The organism is Shewanella sp. 10B (assembly GCF_023475885.1).
In the GTDB taxonomy this organism is placed as follows: domain Bacteria; phylum Pseudomonadota; class Gammaproteobacteria; order Enterobacterales; family Shewanellaceae; genus Shewanella; species Shewanella mangrovisoli.
In genome coordinates, this window is sequence record NZ_JAMDJO010000003.1 from 98,728 (window position 1) to 115,492 (window position 16,765).

19 protein-coding genes are annotated in these 16,765 nt (G+C 50.4%); 4 read left to right on the forward strand and 15 right to left on the reverse strand.

The window, feature by feature from the left end:
- Positions 1-6 precede the first annotated feature (6 nt).
- Entirely contained in the window at positions 7-1,269 is a 1,263-nt protein-coding gene (locus tag M0415_RS12805) for an efflux RND transporter periplasmic adaptor subunit (protein WP_249556105.1), read from the reverse strand.
- A 369-nt stretch (positions 1,270-1,638) separates the two neighbouring features.
- On the opposite strand from M0415_RS12805, the gene pyrC reads away from it, so the two are divergent.
- The 4 genes from pyrC to M0415_RS12825 all read left to right on the forward strand — a co-directional run bounded on the left by pyrC (position 1,639) and on the right by M0415_RS12825 (position 4,908).
- Positions 1,639-2,670 carry a dihydroorotase gene (gene pyrC / locus M0415_RS12810; RefSeq protein WP_249556106.1) on the forward strand — a complete coding sequence of 344 codons (1,032 nt, stop codon included), beginning with the start codon at positions 1,639-1,641 and terminating at the stop codon, positions 2,668-2,670.
- Between the two features lie 135 nt (positions 2,671-2,805).
- A complete protein-coding gene (locus M0415_RS12815) occupies positions 2,806-3,852 on the forward strand; it encodes a hypothetical protein (RefSeq protein ID WP_249556107.1) in 1,047 nt (348 codons plus the stop codon).
- A gap of 159 nt (positions 3,853-4,011) precedes the next feature.
- Positions 4,012-4,368, forward strand: a complete 357-nt coding sequence (locus M0415_RS12820; RefSeq protein WP_249556618.1) for a nuclear transport factor 2 family protein — start codon at positions 4,012-4,014, stop codon at positions 4,366-4,368.
- Between the two features lie 246 nt (positions 4,369-4,614).
- A complete protein-coding gene (locus M0415_RS12825) occupies positions 4,615-4,908 on the forward strand; it encodes a DUF3144 domain-containing protein (RefSeq protein WP_011621652.1) in 294 nt (97 codons plus the stop codon).
- 157 nt (positions 4,909-5,065) lie between these two features.
- Here M0415_RS12825 and M0415_RS12830 read toward each other — a convergent pair whose 3' ends face one another.
- The 14 genes from M0415_RS12830 to M0415_RS12895 all read right to left on the reverse strand — a co-directional run bounded on the left by M0415_RS12830 (position 5,066) and on the right by M0415_RS12895 (position 16,698).
- Positions 5,066-5,290: a hypothetical protein gene (locus tag M0415_RS12830; protein WP_088210316.1), complete on the reverse strand. Its 225-nt coding sequence runs from the start codon at positions 5,288-5,290 to the stop codon at positions 5,066-5,068.
- A 331-nt stretch (positions 5,291-5,621) separates the two neighbouring features.
- Positions 5,622-5,948, reverse strand: a complete 327-nt coding sequence (locus tag M0415_RS12835; RefSeq protein WP_249556108.1) for a hypothetical protein — start codon at positions 5,946-5,948, stop codon at positions 5,622-5,624.
- Positions 5,949-6,001: 53 nt separating this feature from the next.
- Positions 6,002-6,385, reverse strand: coding sequence for an MAPEG family protein (locus tag M0415_RS12840; protein ID WP_011718077.1), 384 nt, complete (start codon positions 6,383-6,385; stop codon positions 6,002-6,004).
- A gap of 44 nt (positions 6,386-6,429) precedes the next feature.
- Positions 6,430-6,825, reverse strand: coding sequence for a GNAT family N-acetyltransferase (locus M0415_RS12845; protein ID WP_011718078.1), 396 nt, complete (start codon positions 6,823-6,825; stop codon positions 6,430-6,432).
- A gap of 10 nt (positions 6,826-6,835) precedes the next feature.
- Positions 6,836-7,390 (reverse strand): P-loop nucleotide/nucleoside kinase family protein, encoded by a 555-nt coding sequence (locus M0415_RS12850; protein ID WP_249556109.1) that lies wholly within the window; start codon positions 7,388-7,390, stop codon positions 6,836-6,838.
- An 80-nt stretch (positions 7,391-7,470) separates the two neighbouring features.
- Positions 7,471-8,295: a cobalamin-binding protein gene (locus tag M0415_RS12855; protein WP_249556110.1), complete on the reverse strand. Its 825-nt coding sequence runs from the start codon at positions 8,293-8,295 to the stop codon at positions 7,471-7,473.
- A gap of 15 nt (positions 8,296-8,310) precedes the next feature.
- Positions 8,311-9,348, reverse strand: a complete 1,038-nt coding sequence (locus M0415_RS12860; protein WP_249556111.1) for a T6SS phospholipase effector Tle1-like catalytic domain-containing protein — start codon at positions 9,346-9,348, stop codon at positions 8,311-8,313.
- Positions 9,349-9,496: 148 nt separating this feature from the next.
- Positions 9,497-10,132 (reverse strand): cob(I)yrinic acid a,c-diamide adenosyltransferase, encoded by a 636-nt coding sequence (cobO, locus tag M0415_RS12865; protein ID WP_011718082.1) that lies wholly within the window; start codon positions 10,130-10,132, stop codon positions 9,497-9,499.
- A 28-nt stretch (positions 10,133-10,160) separates the two neighbouring features.
- Entirely contained in the window at positions 10,161-11,786 is a 1,626-nt protein-coding gene (locus tag M0415_RS12870; protein ID WP_249556112.1) for a cobyric acid synthase, read from the reverse strand.
- Positions 11,787-11,873: 87 nt separating this feature from the next.
- Positions 11,874-12,476, reverse strand: a complete 603-nt coding sequence (gene cobU / locus M0415_RS12875; RefSeq protein ID WP_088210311.1) for a bifunctional adenosylcobinamide kinase/adenosylcobinamide-phosphate guanylyltransferase — start codon at positions 12,474-12,476, stop codon at positions 11,874-11,876.
- The gene (locus tag M0415_RS12880) at positions 12,473-13,261 is read right to left on the reverse strand and encodes an adenosylcobinamide-GDP ribazoletransferase (RefSeq protein ID WP_011621638.1); all 789 of its coding nucleotides are present in this window, start codon (positions 13,259-13,261) and stop codon (positions 12,473-12,475) included. Before M0415_RS12880 ends, cobU begins: the two co-directional genes overlap by 4 nt.
- Positions 13,262-13,357: 96 nt before the next feature.
- A complete protein-coding gene (gene cobT, locus M0415_RS12885; protein ID WP_249556113.1) occupies positions 13,358-14,410 on the reverse strand; it encodes a nicotinate-nucleotide--dimethylbenzimidazole phosphoribosyltransferase in 1,053 nt (350 codons plus the stop codon).
- A gap of 162 nt (positions 14,411-14,572) precedes the next feature.
- Positions 14,573-15,721 carry a FecCD family ABC transporter permease gene (locus M0415_RS12890; protein WP_249556114.1) on the reverse strand — a complete coding sequence of 383 codons (1,149 nt, stop codon included), beginning with the start codon at positions 15,719-15,721 and terminating at the stop codon, positions 14,573-14,575.
- Positions 15,718-16,698 (reverse strand): ABC transporter ATP-binding protein, encoded by a 981-nt coding sequence (locus M0415_RS12895; protein WP_249556619.1) that lies wholly within the window; start codon positions 16,696-16,698, stop codon positions 15,718-15,720. Before M0415_RS12895 ends, M0415_RS12890 begins: the two co-directional genes overlap by 4 nt.
- Positions 16,699-16,765: the final 67 nt, after the last annotated feature.

Genomic DNA, 16,765 nt, shown 5'->3' on the forward strand with positions numbered 1-16,765 from the left:
CGGTCATCAATGCATTTTGACCTGTTCGGCATGATTGAAGGGCTCAACACTGGAGATCACCCATTCGTCACCCGCTTTACCGCCTTCGATCACTTCCACCTGACTCATACTGGTACTGCCGAGCTTAATGTCGCGGCGGGTAGCAATATCGCCTTCGACTTGGTAAACCTCATCGCCACCACCGCTGGTCATAAAGGCTCCGCGTTTGACCATCAACACATTCGCCCTGTGTTCGAGCAAAACTCTGGCGGAGATCCGTTGGTTTTGGCGCAGCTTCAAGCTTTCACTCTGGACAAACTGCACTCTGGCGGTCACTTCACGGTTACGCACTTCGGGGGAAATCGAGGATAACTTGCCCATGAGTTTGACTTCACCGAAGCTCAGTTCGACCTCCATTCCGAGTCCTAACTCGTCGGCGTAGGATTCAGGCACTGCCAACTCGGCCTCATAGGCACTTAAATCGACTACGGTCAGAATGGGTTGATTGGCGCTCAGACGCGTTTTTTGCTCGGTCAACCAGTTACCAATAATGCCGCTCACCGGCGCCTTGATATTTAAGGCGTCGACCTGACGCTCAAGCTCTTTGACCGCCAGACTCTGACGCTCCATTTCCAAGGCCTTGTTTTTCACCTCAAAGGTTAAGGTATCCTTGGTTAAGGCCACTTCCTGCTCCGCATGCTTAAATTTCAGTTTTGCCTTGTGCAGATCGTCCTTGCCCTTCTCATAGTCGATTTGGCTGATCAGTTTAGATTGGATCAGTAAATCTCCACGACGGCTCTCCCGATCGGCGGCTTCCAAATCGACCGAGGCCATGTCTAAGGTTTGATTGACTTGTAATTGATTACGTCTGGCGTCTAGCTTGGCACGTTCAAGGGCGCTCTCTAATCCCGCCAATAGCGATTTCGCCTGCTCTAATTGATTGGTTAATCTTGGACTCTCCAACTTTGCGACCACATCACCTTTGCTGACGCTATCCCCAGGGTTGCTCAGTAGCGTCACTGTGCCTTCTTCGGTGCTGTAGAGGATTGGCGCATTGGCGGCAACAATTTTGCCCGTGGTGGCCACATCTCGAGTGAGCGTGCCAACATATAAAGTGGCGGTAGTGAGCTCGCTGCGGCTGATGGACTGGCTGACTTTATCGCTACCAAAACTGGCCCACACTAAGGCGCTGACCAGTAAGGTGCAGCCGCCAATCATCAGAGGCAACTTGAGACGTTTGGCGGTTGATGGCACAAGGACTTTATCTTGGCCGCTGGTATCTTTAATCATGGCGTTTCTCGCTTCCCTGTCGGAGGGCTGGATAGGCCCATCGCTACGGACACTATTAAAAATCGATATCCAGTAATAGCAACGCCTATGCCAATTTCGTTAAAACATTTATTTTCAGTCAGTTAAGTGGAATTCAAGATAAAAGTGTCCGCGGACACCGAGGGCTTTATTAAAAAGTGTCCGCAGGTTTTCGCAAAAGTGTCCGCTGAAAAGCGGTTTGCCAAATAAGAGGAAGACGGAGTGCGGACACTCAACATGCGTTAACACTTTTATTGGTGAAATGGCTGAGTTTCCCTTTACAGCTAAATCCTTGCCACATAAGATCCTGCCACCCTCGCAGCAGAAACATTCAACAAGATGAATCGCCCTATGACAACACTCACTATTACTCGTCCTGACGACTGGCACATTCACCTAAGAGACGGCGCACAATTAAAAGACACGGTTCGCGATATCAGCCGCTATATGGGCCGCGCTATCGTGATGCCTAACTTGGTTCTTCCCGCTATCGATACCGAAACCGCCTTGGCTTATTACGATCGTATCAAGGCGCAAGTGCCAGCCGGCTCGCAATTTGAACCCTTAATGGTGTTGTATCTCACCGACAAAACCAGCCCAGAAGAAATCCGTAAAGCCAAAGCCTCAGGCAAAATCGTGGCCGCTAAACTCTACCCAGCAGGCGCGACCACCAACTCGGATTCTGGCGTGACCGATTTGAAGAACATCTACCCCGCCCTCGAAGCGATGCAGGAAGTGGGCATGTTGTTCCTAGTGCATGGTGAAGTGACTGATTCATCGATTGATATTTTCGACCGCGAGCGCGTATTTATTGAGAATATCCTCAGCAAGATCGTGGCCGATTTCCCGAAGCTTAAAATCGTTCTCGAACATATCACCACTAAGGATGCGGTCGATTTTGTGACTCAAGCGTCTGACAACGTGGCCGCCACGATCACCGCGCACCACTTGCTCTATAACCGCAACCATATGTTGGCTGGCGGTATTCGTCCGCACTTCTATTGCCTGCCGATTTTAAAGCGCAATACCCACCAGCAAGCACTGTTAGGCGCCGCGGCCAGCGGCAATAAGAAGTTCTTCCTCGGTACCGACTCAGCGCCACACGCCAAAGATCGTAAAGAAGCCGCCTGTGGCTGCGCGGGTTCTTATACTGCCCATGCGGCCATTGAGCTGTACGCCGAAGCCTTTGAATCGGTCAATGCGCTGGATAAACTAGAAGCCTTTGCCAGCTTCAACGGCCCAGATTTTTACAATCTGCCCCGCAACAGCGATACCATCACCCTAGTGAAAAAATCTTGGGATGTGCCCGTCAGTTACCCACTTGGCGACAACAATGTAGTGCCAATTCGCGCCGGCGAACAAATCGATTGGCAGGTTGAATAAACAGGCCTTTTAAGGCGATAAACGGCTATCTAAGCCTGCCTTTTATCAAGCTTGAAACCGTTAAGAGTCGCCTTAAGGCGACTTTTTTATAACCAGCAAATAACGCCATAAGCGATTATTTTTTAAGAGAAAAACATGAATACACGGAAGTTACTAACGCTGCTGTCCTCAAGCCTATTGCTTGCCACTACGCTACCTTTTAGCACTCTTGCCGCCGATGAACTCTCAGGGATTTGGCAGGGCACGCTGGGTAAAAGCAGTATAAGAGTCTGCTTTAATCAATACGGCAGCGGCAGTTATTACTATCAACGCTACCTAACTCCAATACAACTCGAGCTGCAAAACGGTATTTGGAAAGAAGAAAACAATACTGGAAACTGGCAGTTCGATAGCGCTACGGCGCAGCAACTCAGCGGCCATTGGTTTAAAGACAATTCAGGCAAATCCTTACCCATAAAGCTTGAGCGCCAACTCAGCCCCGATAACCAGGATGACTGCGGCGCCGATGCCTACAATCTGCCGCTTGAAACTAAACCCTCACTGAGCCGTGGAAAATGGCAAGCCTTTCAAACCATTGAATACCGTCCACTAACCTATGGCACCGAAGTCGGCATCGAATTTAACGGCCCACAAAAAGGCATTCCCGCCATTAATCAGTGGCTTGAGAAAAAGCTCACCGATGATGCGCAACTGGCACAGACCTTTGATACGCGCCGCAGAATGTTGTCGCAAATGGGCCATTTTGTGGCCGATGAAACCTATGCAGAACCGATCTTCCTCAATCAGCATTGGCTCAGTGTGCGCTTATATCGCTGGGCGGCAGGTTTTGGCGCCAATGGGATCAGCCAAGAGTTTGTTAGCTTCTCCCTCGCCGATGGTAAACCTTTCCATCCGTGGCAGTGGTTTATCGCCGATAAACCCACGCAAACCTTGCCAGAAAGCATGAGTTATCAGCTCCCACCTGCACTTAAGGAAAAGCTGTTTGCCAATGCGGCACCAGATGCCGAATGCCCAAGTGCCGATGGCTCAGGCTACTATCAACTCACCCTCGAGGCGAATGGGATTAAGTTTTGGGAAATGCCTCGTGGCGATGGTTGTGAGCAGGAGTTTATCTTAACCCCTCAAGAAGCCATGCCCTTTGCCACACCTTGGGGGAAAACGCAACTTAAGCTATTGGAGTAATAGCATTTAATATAGATTCATCATTAAATCGCGATAGCGGGAAAGCTGGCTGAGATAACGATAATAAGCGTTGAAAGCCCTTTCTCGTTAACCTTAACGGGCTAACGTCTCTTGTCAGACTCAGCCCCTATTTTAAAGGAAGATAGCTTGAGCCAGCAAATGCCCCAGATAGCAGAACAAACAGCCGAAGCCTTAGTGCAAGCCCAGTTAGTCGCCTATAACCAACGCGACCTTGCAAGCTTTGTAGCGTTTTTTAGCAACGATGTTTGTATTTACCGCCCACCCGCCACGGAGCCCGTGATCCGAGGCAAGGCTGCCTTTAGTGATTTCTATCAGAATGAACGTTTTAACTTGCCGCATCTGCACGCCGAGATCCTCAATCGTATGGTGGTCGGCAATAAAGTGGTCGATCACGAACGGATCAGCGGCATCCGCGAGGAGCCCTTTGAAGTCATGGTGGTCTTTGAAGTCTCTAATGGCCTTATCCAAGCAATGTGGAGCTTTGCCGCTAACTAGGGCGAGCTCTAAATGGTCATATCAAGCTGACTAGCGTAGCAACAAGCATCTGCAGCAAAGACGCTCGCCAAAGCAGTGAAAAGTGTTACGCCTATCCCATATTTCATTTCGGCGCCGCCTTTTGGTGTGATATCAACGGATTCTGTGAAGCGCACGACTGTCCCTCAACCACAAAATACCTTAGGGTTATTAAAAGGGCGATGCACTCAACGCCCTCTTCACTTTGCCCAACAATAGGAATTGCTGATGTCTGATAACCAACAAGCCTTTTACGAACGTGCCACCGAGATGATTAAGCTCGCGAACCAGCAAAACCAAAACACCGAGATCCAAACCGGTGAGGTCAGCGCTTCCTTTATGTGGGCCGTCGCCCGCTACAACGCTTGGTTTGGTTCCACCAGCTTTGAATCCAAAGAACAAATGCAGGCCAAAAAACAGGAAATGATGGATTACTATATCGAGCGCTATAAAGAGATGATCGACGCCAATCTCGAAGACTATATCGAAAACTTCGACCACTACCGCGCCACACAAAAGTAGCCAGTGAACAAACAGCAGCTCTAACAAGATTGCTTTAGTTGGTTTTAGGGCTCATAAGCCCAAGAGGGGCAAATAGGATTATTTGCCCCTCTAGTTTGACACTGTGGCGAACAGCTTCTTACTTATGCGCAGCAAGAACAAAGATGATACATCGCCGTTATTGAGTGCATGCGTTTGTCGTTTGGCAGTCGGCTGCGGCCTGACGCTTAAGCTGCTGAGCATATAGCTCCGCCGCTGCTTTTGCCTTTCGAGCCTCTACCTTATGTTGCACATTCTCCACCAAGACCTTATCAAAGGTCTCCATTCCAAAATGGTCGGAAACATCCTGATAAATAAACCAAGATGCAAAGGCGACAATGCCATAGGTCATTAGACGTAACATGGTTTTTAAACCTCAACAATTGTATCAACAACTGCAATATAACTGAGGTTTTTCATAAAGAAAACTGTCAATTTAATGGCTTAAAATTGTCAAATTACCACCATTATTCAATAGGATACAAAAACACAAAAACCTTTAATTACATCAATTTAGCTATTTGAGACCAAAGTCAGCTTCTAGCCGTCAAAATTGGCTATTAACCATTAAAAATGAGCGATTATTTGACATAGTTTTTTAAGTGACAATAAATCATGTACTGCTTAACTAATGTCAGAAAGTCGACGATAAATTCATCAATTGTGATTTTTGACACAGCACACCAAGCACTAAGCTATAGTGCTGTCTTAAGTTGATGGAGACCCCTTTCCCGCCATAGCTGGATTGCACGACGAGATAAGGGTTCAAACTCTCTGGATTTATCTCTGCCTCGATAAATTGAGCGGCTGTTTTCAGCAATCGGCACCGAATAATGAATGTCATAGGCGAGTTGCGTTAAGTATTCTCGCCCCATCTCACGATAGCGCGCAGATTCCTGTTCATTTAATGGGATCAAGTAGTGATAACCAAATGCACTCATACTGCAGTTAGCATCCAGATAAAGTTCGCCCTCATGTTCAAACAAAAACCAGGCTCGATTCTCAGTATCCACCACTCTCATCTCAACTCCGTCGATCTTAGAGACTCACATCACTGTTAACCAACACTAGCTCGTTAAAACGCTTGGAAGAAGACCCCAAAGGCGCTGAAAATCGCCACAAACCAAGACAGTGAACGTAATGTGCCTTTATTCAGTAGATACAAGATCTGATACGCCACCCGCGCGACAATATGCACAACCGCCAACCACTCAGCAGTCGCAGTGACTTTGCCCGTGGCGATAACCGTCACTACGGCTAAACCAAAAATCAGTAGGGATTCGAAGGCGTTTTGATGTCCAGCGAGTGCCCGCGCACCAAATCCGGTTAATTGCGCCTGTTGAGTTCGCGGATGATGATTATCATAACCGCCGGCTTTGGCCATTGCCCATGCGACAGGGCCTTTGGCCAAATACGGCAATAACATAGCGATAAATAAGCAAATCAGTAACGTGTTCATCTTTAAGGGATCCTATTGTTTTTGTTGTGTATGCAAGCCTGCGCCTATTTCACCAGATACATGCCTTCGCTGGCGGGGCGACTGAATTTAAAACCAAATTTTTCATAGAGTTCAGGCACATCGGCCATTAAGGTGATATAAGCCCCCGTAAAAGCCTCACGGTCTAGGTAGGCCATAATATGCTGCATAATCAATCGGCCAAGCCCCTTGCCTTGATGCTCAGGATCTACTGCCACATCGACGATCTCAAAGTTAATCGCCCCATCCCCCACAACCCGCCCCATACCCACGGTTTGGGTACCACAGTTAATTTGCACGCCGTATAAACTCTTTGGCAGCGCCTTGACGACACCCGCCAAAGGTCGAGGACTTAGGCCCGAAATCTGCCGTAAACGTATAAAATCTTCAACCGACGCCACTTGCTCTATCACTTGGTACATAGTTCATTACTCAACAGTCTGATGACTCAAGGATTTCAATATTAAGGCCCTCTTCTTCCGTGGGCGCTTGAAAGAAACTGCTCACATGCCAGTACACGGCTTCGGTATCGAACTGGGCGCGTTCTGGCTCTGCTTGGCGGCGCAGGGCAAGGCGACTCAGACATAACTCATCGCTGTGCTTTAGATAAATCAGTCGATGGGCCGCCCCCGTATCGAGACTCAAGCCCAGCAACCAACGCCTTTGATTGAGGGTATTAGCAGGAAAATCCATGACCACAGTTAATCCGGCCAGCAGCAGTGCCTCAATGTGGCGCTTCAGTAGCGGCTTGAGGCGAGCGGCGTAATGAATATAGGCATCAAAGTCTTTAATTTCATTTGGATATAAAGTCGCTAGCCATTCATCTTCACTGATGAGCACGCAGCGTTCCCCCTTGGCCAGTTCACGAGCTAAGGTCGATTTACCCGCGCCCATCTTGCCGCACAGCAGCACGAGTGTGCCCTTATCACTGATTTCTGAATTGGCGCCTGAACTGATATCTACACTGACATTGATTGATGTCGACATCTTTATCCCCCTTACGCGCATTCCCTGCTGCAATAGACTATTAACGCGCTTTAATTACGCACTTTAGTTACACGCTTTAGCTAACGCGCTTTATCCAAGGCATCACATACGGCTTTTACTCCGAGTAACGCTCTGGGTGTCGCGCGGTGTAATAAATCGGCATTTAATTGATAAATATGCTGGTTTTTAACCGCGGGGATTTCGGCCCATTGGCTCCAATCAATCCCTTTGACATTACCCTCCTCTTCGCTCTGTAAAATCACCTCGGGCAAGGTCAGTAACACATTCTCCAAACTCACCTGCGGGTAATCACTCGCCGCATCGTAGAAAACGTTTTTGCCATGGCAAACACCTATGATTTGCTGGATCCAGCTGTTTTTGGCGACCGTCATTAAGGGCGTCGACCACAGCTGATAAAACACCTTTGGCTCGGATTTAGCCGCATTCTCGCTACGTAATCGAAGCAACTCACTGCGATAATCCGCCGCCACTCGACTCGCCTGCTCTGTGTGTCCCGTCAGCTCACCTAACTCCTCAATTTCTTTGGCGACATCCTCAAGCGTTTTTGGGGAGCTGCTATAGAGTTTAAAACCTAAGTTTTTAAGTTGATTGATATCCTCGGCTTTATTGCCCGTGTCCCACACCACAATCAGATCGGGATTAAGCTCTAATACCCGCTCAATCTGGATCCCATAATAACCACCGATACTGGGGATTTTTTTCGCCGCTTCGGGATAATCCGCATAATCTGTCGCGGCCACAATCGACTCCCCCGCGCCGATGGCGTAGAGCATTTCAACCGCATGGGGCGAAAGCGCAATAATACGTTTTGCAGGCTCGGCCATCGCCACTATGGGTAACAGCGCCAAGCTCAGGCCGAGGGCAATAAAGCGTCGCATTAACATGATGTTCCTTATGATTTAATCGATGAATTCTTCTGGCCAGCCGAACTGCTCAAGGTAGGTCTGCAGGTTTTTAGGCCGATATTTAGGGTCTTGATCCCAGCGCGTTTTCACCGAGCGATGCAGCAACACGGGCGCGACGTTAGGGTCGATCGGGCGCAAATAGGATTGCTTAATTCGGTAAAAACTGCGGCGCGAGTCGTGTAAGGTTGCCAAAGGATTAGGGTGTAAACTCGCCGCTAGGTGCGGCTCTAAGCTCAAATTAAACCGCTCAGCCTCGGCCATCATCCACGCGAGCGCATTATCCGATAGTAGCGAGCCATCCTTATCCGGCTGATAGCTGCCACCAATATTGCTATGGGCGCCCGCAAACCAGACCTGTTGCATATCCATATTGTCGCGCAGTTGCCAAATCGTGGGTTCGAAGTCGCTGCGGTGTTCGTCTATCGCCAAGGCATGGCGGGCAACCCGCACATTACGGCCAATCTTAGTGTCGTAAAATTCGTCTTTATCTTCGAATAAGCCGAGGAACGAAATCGGGATCCCCATGGCGCCCACCGTATCCCACACGCCGACAAACTGAATCTCCCGCGATTCGTGGCTATGCTTTTGTCTAAATTCAACGGATTTATCGCCGCTTGGGGCAAAGGGCGCACTGCTTTTTTTATAGTGGTCAAAGGCTTGCTGTATAAGCCGAGCATCGGGGCGCTTAAGAATGCCGCAATTATTAATAAGGCCACACAAACAGCGCACTGTGTAGGCGCCTCGGCTAAAGCCAAAGAGATAGATCTCATCACCGGGGGAGTAGTTCTGCACTATGTAGCGGTAACCATCCATGATGTTTTTATGTAGTCCACGCCCTGTCGCGCCGCCGATGGCTTGATCGTAATAGGAGCCAACGCCCCAGTCGTAAAACACCTGCTGGGGTTTTCCATCGGCCGCCATCGGGCTGATGGCCCGCGCCAGACGCAGCACATTGGTGGGAAAATCCACCTTAAGGTCTTTCTCCGGCCGATTCCAAGTACCGTCGGCACAAATCACAATACGTTTATTCATCACATCATCCTTGAGTTACCCATGCTACTCACGCTATCAATAAAAACGCTAACGATAGAGACGCTAACGGATTTTACCGAGGAACAACAGCCCTAATTGGGTTTAAAGGGCGGCTCGCGGTGTAACCCATCCGCCTTAGCCGCCCTGCTTAATAGTCGAATCCCGGCTGTGCTTTAATGCCCGCTTCGAAGGCATGTTTAATCGGCTGCACTTCGCTGACAGTATCCGCCAGTTCGATAATCGCGCGGTGGCAAGCACGGCCAGTGATAATCACATGCTGCATCGGCGGACGGTTTTTCAGTGCAGTGAGTACCCGCTCCACATCGAGGTAATGGTAACTCACCATATAGGTCAGCTCATCGAGCATTAAACAATCAATACTCTCATCTTGGAGTAATGCTTCGGCGGCTTCCCACGCCACGAGGGCTGCGGCAGTATCCTTTTCTCTGTCTTGGGTTTCCCAGGTAAAGCCTGTGCCCATCACATGAAAGGCCACGCCCGCACCTTCAAGCAGATTACGCTCGCCACATTCCCATGTGCCCTTGATAAATTGCACTACCGCCGCTTTTTTGCCATGGCCGACTGCGCGGGCAACCGTGCCAAAACCTGAGGTCGACTTGCCTTTGCCATTGCCTGTGAGCACCAGCAGAATGCCTTTTTCTTCTTGGGCGGCGGCAATTTTAGCGTCCACACCCGCCTTCACTTTTTGCTGACGCGCCTTATGGCGTTCGGCTTTGATTTGCGCTTGCTCGTTGTCGAGCTGTTTTTCGTTCTCTACTGTCATGATCTTTTGTTCTTCCTACTGCTAACACTTATGCATTTATAATGGATGCGAGCTTTTGCATATCGAGGTGCCCGGCTAATACATCGGCCAAACGCTCCAGCTGTTGCTCGCGAATATCATTGATATCAATCGTTTGAGCATTTTCCAACCCCGCCCAGTTAAGGACGAGCTGGCAGGCCTCTGGGCTGTCGAATAGCCCATGTAAATAGCTGCCGAGCACTTGCCCGTCGTCACTTAAACAGCCATCGGCAAAAGACTTTTCTGCCTGTTGATCGCAAACACTCTCACTTTTCAAGCGTAATGGCGCACTCTTGGCGGCATCACTGGAGGTGAGATATTGGGACTCACCGCAGTGGATCTCATAGCCCTTGACCTCTACTTGTTGCCCTTGCAGCGCTAAATGGCCTGTGACCCTACGTAGCTGTTTTTCAGCCTTAAATTCGGTGGTAATGGGTAAATATCCCAAACCTTGGCTCACGCCGAGCGTGTCTTCAATCCCCATAGGATCGGCAATGCTTTCACCCAGCATTTGATAACCGCCACAAATCCCCAGCAGCTTACCCCCATAGCGCAAATGCTTGGCAATTTGGTTATCCCAACCCTGCTCACGCAAAAAAGCCAAGTCCGCTCGGACATTCTTACTGCCGGGTAAAATCAGCAGATCGGCGGCAATATCCTGCGTCTGGGCAGAGGTCTGAGTCTGGAGCGAGACATAATCAAAATCGATATCTGGGTGCAGTCTAAGCGGGTCAAAATCCGTATGATTACTGGTGCGGGGATACACTAATACCCGCACCTTAAAACGGCTCTTTGCCTGCTTAGTGGGCGACTCGATAAGTGCATCCTCGGCGTCTAAATGCAAATCATGCAAATAGGGCAACACGCCCAACACGGGCTTTTGCGTATGGGCCTCGAGCCAATCGAGACCAGACTGTAACAGCCTGATATCGCCTCGAAAGCGATTGATCACAAAGCCTTTTACCCTAGCCTGCTCGGAGGGCGACAATAGCGCTAAGGTGCCCACTAAATGGGCAAACACCCCGCCTTTATCGATGTCGGCAATGATGATCACTGGGCAGTCGACCGCCTCGGCAAAGCCCATATTGGCGATATCACCTTCACGCAGATTAATTTCCGCCGGGCTTCCCGCCCCTTCAACCACAATCGTTTGGTATTGCTGACCTAAACGGCCAAAGGATTCCAGCACGGCATTTAGCGCCATGGCTTTATAATCCTTAGACTTTTCCCCGAAAAAGGCAGAGGCCTCTAAGGTGGTTAAGGCTTTACCGTGCACTATGATCTGTGCGCCCGTGTCCGAACTTGGCTTAAGCAGGATGGGATTAAAATCCGTGTGCGGCGCGAGAAAACAGGCTGCGGCTTGCAGCGCCTGAGCGCGGCCAATCTCGCCACCATCAATGGTGACTGCGCTGTTAAGCGCCATATTCTGTGGCTTAAAAGGCGCGACCTTAACGCCCTCACGGGCGAGCAATCGACAAATCCCCGCTACCAACGTACTTTTGCCCGCATCCGAGGTTGTCCCCTGCACCATAAGCACTTTTGCGCCTGAATGCTGAGCTTCACTTTGGCTTACAACACCTTGAAACTGGTTTTGCGACAAGGCCGAAGTAGGATTAGAGGCGTTATTTGAATTCATGGGCAAGAACATCACTCAACAGAGGAAAATAAACTAAAGGGGAATCGGTTCACTCCCTTACTAAGAATGCATTGATGACACAGTGTCTTAGCTCGATTTAAGCACCAATGGCAGACCCGCCACCACTAAGGTCACATTATCCGCCACCTCGGCAACGGCCTGATTTAACCAACCCGCCTCATCGACAAACTGGCGACTCAATTCGCCCAAGGGCACAATGCCAGAGCCGACCTCATTGCTGATTAAAATCACTACGCCCTCAAGGGTGCTTAAGGTCTGGATAAAATCGGCGCGCTGCTGCCGCCAGTGTTCTAAAGGCTCATGGCGAGAGCGGGCAAAATCCAAGGCAAAGTCCGATTCCGTTGAAGCGGGCTCGGCCTCGGGGCTTTGTGCAAGTAGTTGATTGGTGAGCCAGAGCGTTAAACAATCCACCAGAATCACTCGGCCGGGTTTGGCTAAGTGTTTGAGCTTGGCGGTTAATGCCAAGGGTTCTTCGACGAGTTGCCAGTCAATATCATCCTTGGCACGTCCATCCTGATGTAAACGAATGCGACTGCTCATTTCGGCATCGAGCGCTTGTGCGGTCGCTAGATAGCAGGCATCGAATCCGAGGGCGGTATACTGGCGCACTAAGGCTTCGCCGTAGCGACTCTTGCCACTACGTGCGCCGCCTAGCACTAAATGGATCACAGTATGCTACCCACAACCAGCAGCACGAAGTAACAGACGATTTCGCAGATCTGCTGCGCCGCACCTAAGGTATCGCCCGTGTAACCACCGATTTGGCGTCTAAAAATCACCACAATCAAACGGCGTAGACCTATCATCACCAGTAACAATGACAGCGCGGCAATGCCCTTAAGCACTAGCAGCACTAACACGCCGCTGGCGATCAAAATAAACAGTTCATTAATGCCTTGATGCTGCGCTAACGGCTTGGATTTACTGGACTCATCGTCGCGCACATATTTCTCGGTAAAGATAAGGCTGGCGGCAACTACGCGGCTCACAGTATGGGCGACTATCATCGCCGAGCCTGCAACTACAGGGTCATAAAGTGCGAGTTCCACTAATAATTGCCACTTGAGCATCAGCACGAGCATCAAAGCCAAGGCGCCGTAGCTCCCTAGGCGAGAGTCTTTCATGATCCGCAGCTTGTCTTCCGCCGTCCAACCGCCACCGAAACCATCGAAGGTATCGGCTAAACCGTCCTCGTGAAAACCACCCGTTAACAGCACGCCCGTGACCATAGACAGCAGCACAGACACCCCAGCGGGCAACCAGTTTTGGGTGAGCCAAAACACGATAGCACTGAGTAGCCCCACCAGCAGGCCCACTAAGCCAAAGTAACGGCTGGCTTTGTTGAGTTTGTCGGCATCGACCTCAACCCATTTGGGCATAGGAATGCGGGTAAAATAGCCCATGGCCACTAAAAACAAATCTATCTCTTTGTGCCAGCTTTCGCGTTCTGACATAAAGCATCCTTAGTGAATTAACACTTGCTGCAAGGTTTAAGATTAAAAAGGTCTGCTAAAAGTTATTATTTTAAATAAGCCACTTAGCAGCGCACATCATACAACAGCCTCAATACCCGCATCACTAAAACTCGCCATTTGATTGTAAAAATTTACAGCGGCTTGAATTAACGGCAATGCCAAGGCGGCGCCCGTGCCTTCGCCTAATCGCAGCCCTAAAGATAACAAGGGCTTAGCCTTTAAATGTTCCAACATGCGCTGATGGCCTTGCTCCTCGGAGCGGTGGGCAAAAATCAAATAATCCCGCACATTCGCGTTGATACTCACGGCAACCAAAGCCGCCGCGGTTGCAATAAAACCATCCACCACGACCAGCATCTTGCGCTCGGCAGCGGCGAGCATGGCCCCCGTCATCTGCACAATTTCAAAGCCGCCCAAACAGGCCAGCACTTGCCGAGGCCCTGTCATCGCACTCTGGTGTAACAACAGCGCGAGTTCGATAAGCATCTGTTTACGCTCTAGGGTCTCGCTATTGATCCCCGTACCACGGCCAACACAGTCGGCTACATCGAGTTGCATAATGGCCGCCATAATCGCCGCCGCTGACGAAGTATTGCCTATGCCCATCTCACCAAAGGCGACCAAGTTACAGCCCGCCTGATGGTGACGCTCGATTAACGCCTGCGCCATGGCAAAGCCCTTATCCACGCAAGCTAACGTCATGGCTGGCTCTAGGTGAATCGCTGCCGTTCCCGCGCCAAGGCGTTGGTCGATAATGCCTTCGGCATCTTCAACTGGGGTTAAAATACCGCAATCAATCACTTCGAGATTGAAGCCTAACTGACGACAAAACACATTGATGGCCGCGCCGCCATGGGCAAAGTTTTGCACCATCTGCCGCGTGACTTCGCTCGGGGCAATCGACACCCCTTCGGCAGCAATCCCATGATCTCCGGCAAACACCAACATGGTAGGGTTAACTATCTGTAATTGCTGCGGCCCTTGAATGCGGGCAATTTGCAACGCTAAGGACTCTAACTGCCCCAGAGCGCCGGGCGGCTTAGTCTTAAGATCGATCTTTTGCTGGATGAGTTGATCCTGCGCTTTACTCACAGGCTCGATTTGAAATAACGGGACAGATTGAGGCATTCACACTCCAGTGGCAATGTCGAATCCAATGATAGATCCGCTGCTAATAACTCATTTGCGAGTACGTTCGCTAACACATTCTAGAACAACAACTACGAAGCATCCTGCTGCAATTTGCCATACGCACTTAGTACTAAATTTCGGCAATCCATAAGACCCATGCTAATTCGATAGCTTGCGCCGACGCAAAATCAGCAAAAAGAAGAAGCTACCAATCGCAGCGGTAATAATCCCCACGGGTAATTCCTGATTGCCAAGCAAACATCGGGCGAGTACATCAATCCACACCATAAACAGCCCGCCCACCAGCGCCGTCAGTAAGATGGGCTGACGACCGGGGAATAACAAACGAACTGTGTGCGGGATCATCAAGCCGACAAAGCCAATGCCGCCACAGGTCGCCACTAAAATCGCGGTGATAAACGAACAGAGCAGCAACATATTGAGGCGCAGCTTAGGCACATTCACCCCTAAGGTGTGGGCCGTTTCATCCCCGGCTTGCAGGGCCATGATTTGGCGTTTCCAACCTAGGATAATAAAAAAGCTTAGTAGCACCACTAAAGACGGCAGCACCAGCAGCGACCAACTGGCCTTAGCAAAACTGCCAAGGCTCCAAAATAACACCGATGCGGTAGCCTGCGGGCTGGCAAAGTACAGTAATAAACTGGTTAAGGCGCTAAACATAAAGGAAGTGGCCACCCCAGAGAGCAACATGCGTTCTACTTGGCTCTTAAGGCCTAACCCAGCTAACGCCAGCACGATTAGCACCGACAGACTGGCACCAATAAAGGCGCCGAAGGGTAAGCTAAACCATAACAAGCCAGCAAAAGTCCCTGTACCGCTAAAAATCCCCGAATTGGCGATCGTGCCCGCATTGCCAAACAGGCCAGAACCAGTGAACAGCGTCAGCATGACCACGGCGCCGAAGGAGGCGCCAGAGCTAATGCCGAATAGATAAGGATCGGCAAGGGGGTTACGGGTCACGGTTTGCAGCACGCTGCCCGCCAAGGACAGCCCCGCCCCCGCCACAAAGGCGAGTATAATCCGTGGCAGTCGCAGCTCCATCACAATCCGCTCTGTCATGCTGCTGGTACTCACGGCCTCATCGGCCATAAACAAGTGACTGAGTTTATTGATAAACACCTGCAACACATCTAAAAAGCTAATATTGGCCGCACCAAAACTCGCGGCGGCGATGGGGGTAAGCAGGGCAAAACCCGCCAAGCCTAAGATGAGCCATTGCTGGCGCGTGAGCGGCGTAAAAATATGGCTAAAAAAATTCATGGTCACCAGTTTAAGTGTGTCTATCATGGCGTGTTCTCGACGCTCTCATTTTGCAATGCAGCTCTTTGTAAGACCTCGCTTGGCGCGCCGGGGTTATGACAGGCGCAAGCCTCTGATGCTCTAGCTTGAGCCGAAGCTGCGTGGGAGTCACTCGCCGCGTCCACTGCATCGATCTTGGGCTTTTGATAACCATAAAAGTAATTAATCAAGGGGTTACCATGCTGGGGATGGGGCGTCACTTGGGCACATACCCCAAAGACTTCGGCGATACGTTCCTCGGTTAGAACCTGAGCTGGCGTGCCCATGGCACTCACCTGCCCCTTATCGAGCAGCAGTAAGTGGTCGCACAGGGCGCTGGCTAAATTCAAGTCGTGAATCGAGGCGATTACGCTGATCCCAAGGCTACGCACTAGCTCTAAGATTTGAATTTGATAGCGGATATCGAGGTGGTTTGTCGGCTCATCTAAAATCAACAATTGCGGCTGCTGCACTATGGCGCGGGCGATCAGGGCGCGTTGCTTCTCACCGCCCGATAAACGATCGTATTGTTGATGCACTTTATGACTGAGGCCTACCTTTTCCAGCGCCTTAGCAATTTTTTCACCGTCGCCGCTGGAGTTGGTATCAAACATCCCCTTATGCGGCGTGAGTCCCATGGCAACCAATTGCTCTGTGGTCATGTCGAAGTATTGCGGCGTATCCTGCTGCACCACCGCCACTTTACAGGCAAACGCCTTGGGCGACAGCTCGCTAATATCCTGCGAAAACAAACTGATATGACCTTTAGCAGGGCGAATAAAGCGGTATAAACAGCGCAGCAAACTGGATTTACCCGCGCCGTTGGGGCCAATCAGCCCGAGCATTTCCCCCTGCGGCAGGGCAAAGCTTATCTCCGAGAGAATGGTTTTTCCCTCAATCGCCCAGCTCAATTGGCTGACCTTAAGTGCCATATTGGCGGAAGTCGCAGCGGGCGCTATGGGCGCAAGGCTCGATGTGGAATGCATCACTAACGATTGCTCCCACATGGATATTGATTGGTGTTATCTGTGCCTGCTGCCACTTGGGCCAACA

Bases quoted from the DNA above. Each gene is read 5' to 3' on its own strand.
- M0415_RS12805 (WP_249556105.1), bottom strand. From the start codon at position 1,269: ATGATTAAAGATACCAGCGGCCAAGATAAAGTCCTTGTGCCATCAACC.
- pyrC (WP_249556106.1), top strand. From the start codon at position 1,639: ATGACAACACTCACTATTACTCGTCCTGACGACTGGCACATTCACCTA.
- M0415_RS12815 (WP_249556107.1), top strand. From the start codon at position 2,806: ATGAATACACGGAAGTTACTAACGCTGCTGTCCTCAAGCCTATTGCTT.
- M0415_RS12820 (WP_249556618.1), top strand. From the start codon at position 4,012: ATGCCCCAGATAGCAGAACAAACAGCCGAAGCCTTAGTGCAAGCCCAG.
- M0415_RS12825 (WP_011621652.1), top strand. From the start codon at position 4,615: ATGTCTGATAACCAACAAGCCTTTTACGAACGTGCCACCGAGATGATT.
- M0415_RS12830 (WP_088210316.1), bottom strand. From the start codon at position 5,290: ATGTTACGTCTAATGACCTATGGCATTGTCGCCTTTGCATCTTGGTTT.
- M0415_RS12835 (WP_249556108.1), bottom strand. From the start codon at position 5,948: ATGAGAGTGGTGGATACTGAGAATCGAGCCTGGTTTTTGTTTGAACAT.
- M0415_RS12840 (WP_011718077.1), bottom strand. From the start codon at position 6,385: ATGAACACGTTACTGATTTGCTTATTTATCGCTATGTTATTGCCGTAT.
- M0415_RS12845 (WP_011718078.1), bottom strand. From the start codon at position 6,825: ATGTACCAAGTGATAGAGCAAGTGGCGTCGGTTGAAGATTTTATACGT.
- M0415_RS12850 (WP_249556109.1), bottom strand. From the start codon at position 7,390: ATGTCGACATCAATCAATGTCAGTGTAGATATCAGTTCAGGCGCCAAT.
- M0415_RS12855 (WP_249556110.1), bottom strand. From the start codon at position 8,295: ATGTTAATGCGACGCTTTATTGCCCTCGGCCTGAGCTTGGCGCTGTTA.
- M0415_RS12860 (WP_249556111.1), bottom strand. From the start codon at position 9,348: ATGAATAAACGTATTGTGATTTGTGCCGACGGTACTTGGAATCGGCCG.
- cobO (WP_011718082.1), bottom strand. From the start codon at position 10,132: ATGACAGTAGAGAACGAAAAACAGCTCGACAACGAGCAAGCGCAAATC.
- M0415_RS12870 (WP_249556112.1), bottom strand. From the start codon at position 11,786: ATGAATTCAAATAACGCCTCTAATCCTACTTCGGCCTTGTCGCAAAAC.
- M0415_RS12880 (WP_011621638.1), bottom strand. From the start codon at position 13,261: ATGTCAGAACGCGAAAGCTGGCACAAAGAGATAGATTTGTTTTTAGTG.
- cobT (WP_249556113.1), bottom strand. From the start codon at position 14,410: ATGCCTCAATCTGTCCCGTTATTTCAAATCGAGCCTGTGAGTAAAGCG.
- M0415_RS12890 (WP_249556114.1), bottom strand. From the start codon at position 15,721: ATGATAGACACACTTAAACTGGTGACCATGAATTTTTTTAGCCATATT.
- M0415_RS12895 (WP_249556619.1), bottom strand. From the start codon at position 16,698: ATGCATTCCACATCGAGCCTTGCGCCCATAGCGCCCGCTGCGACTTCC.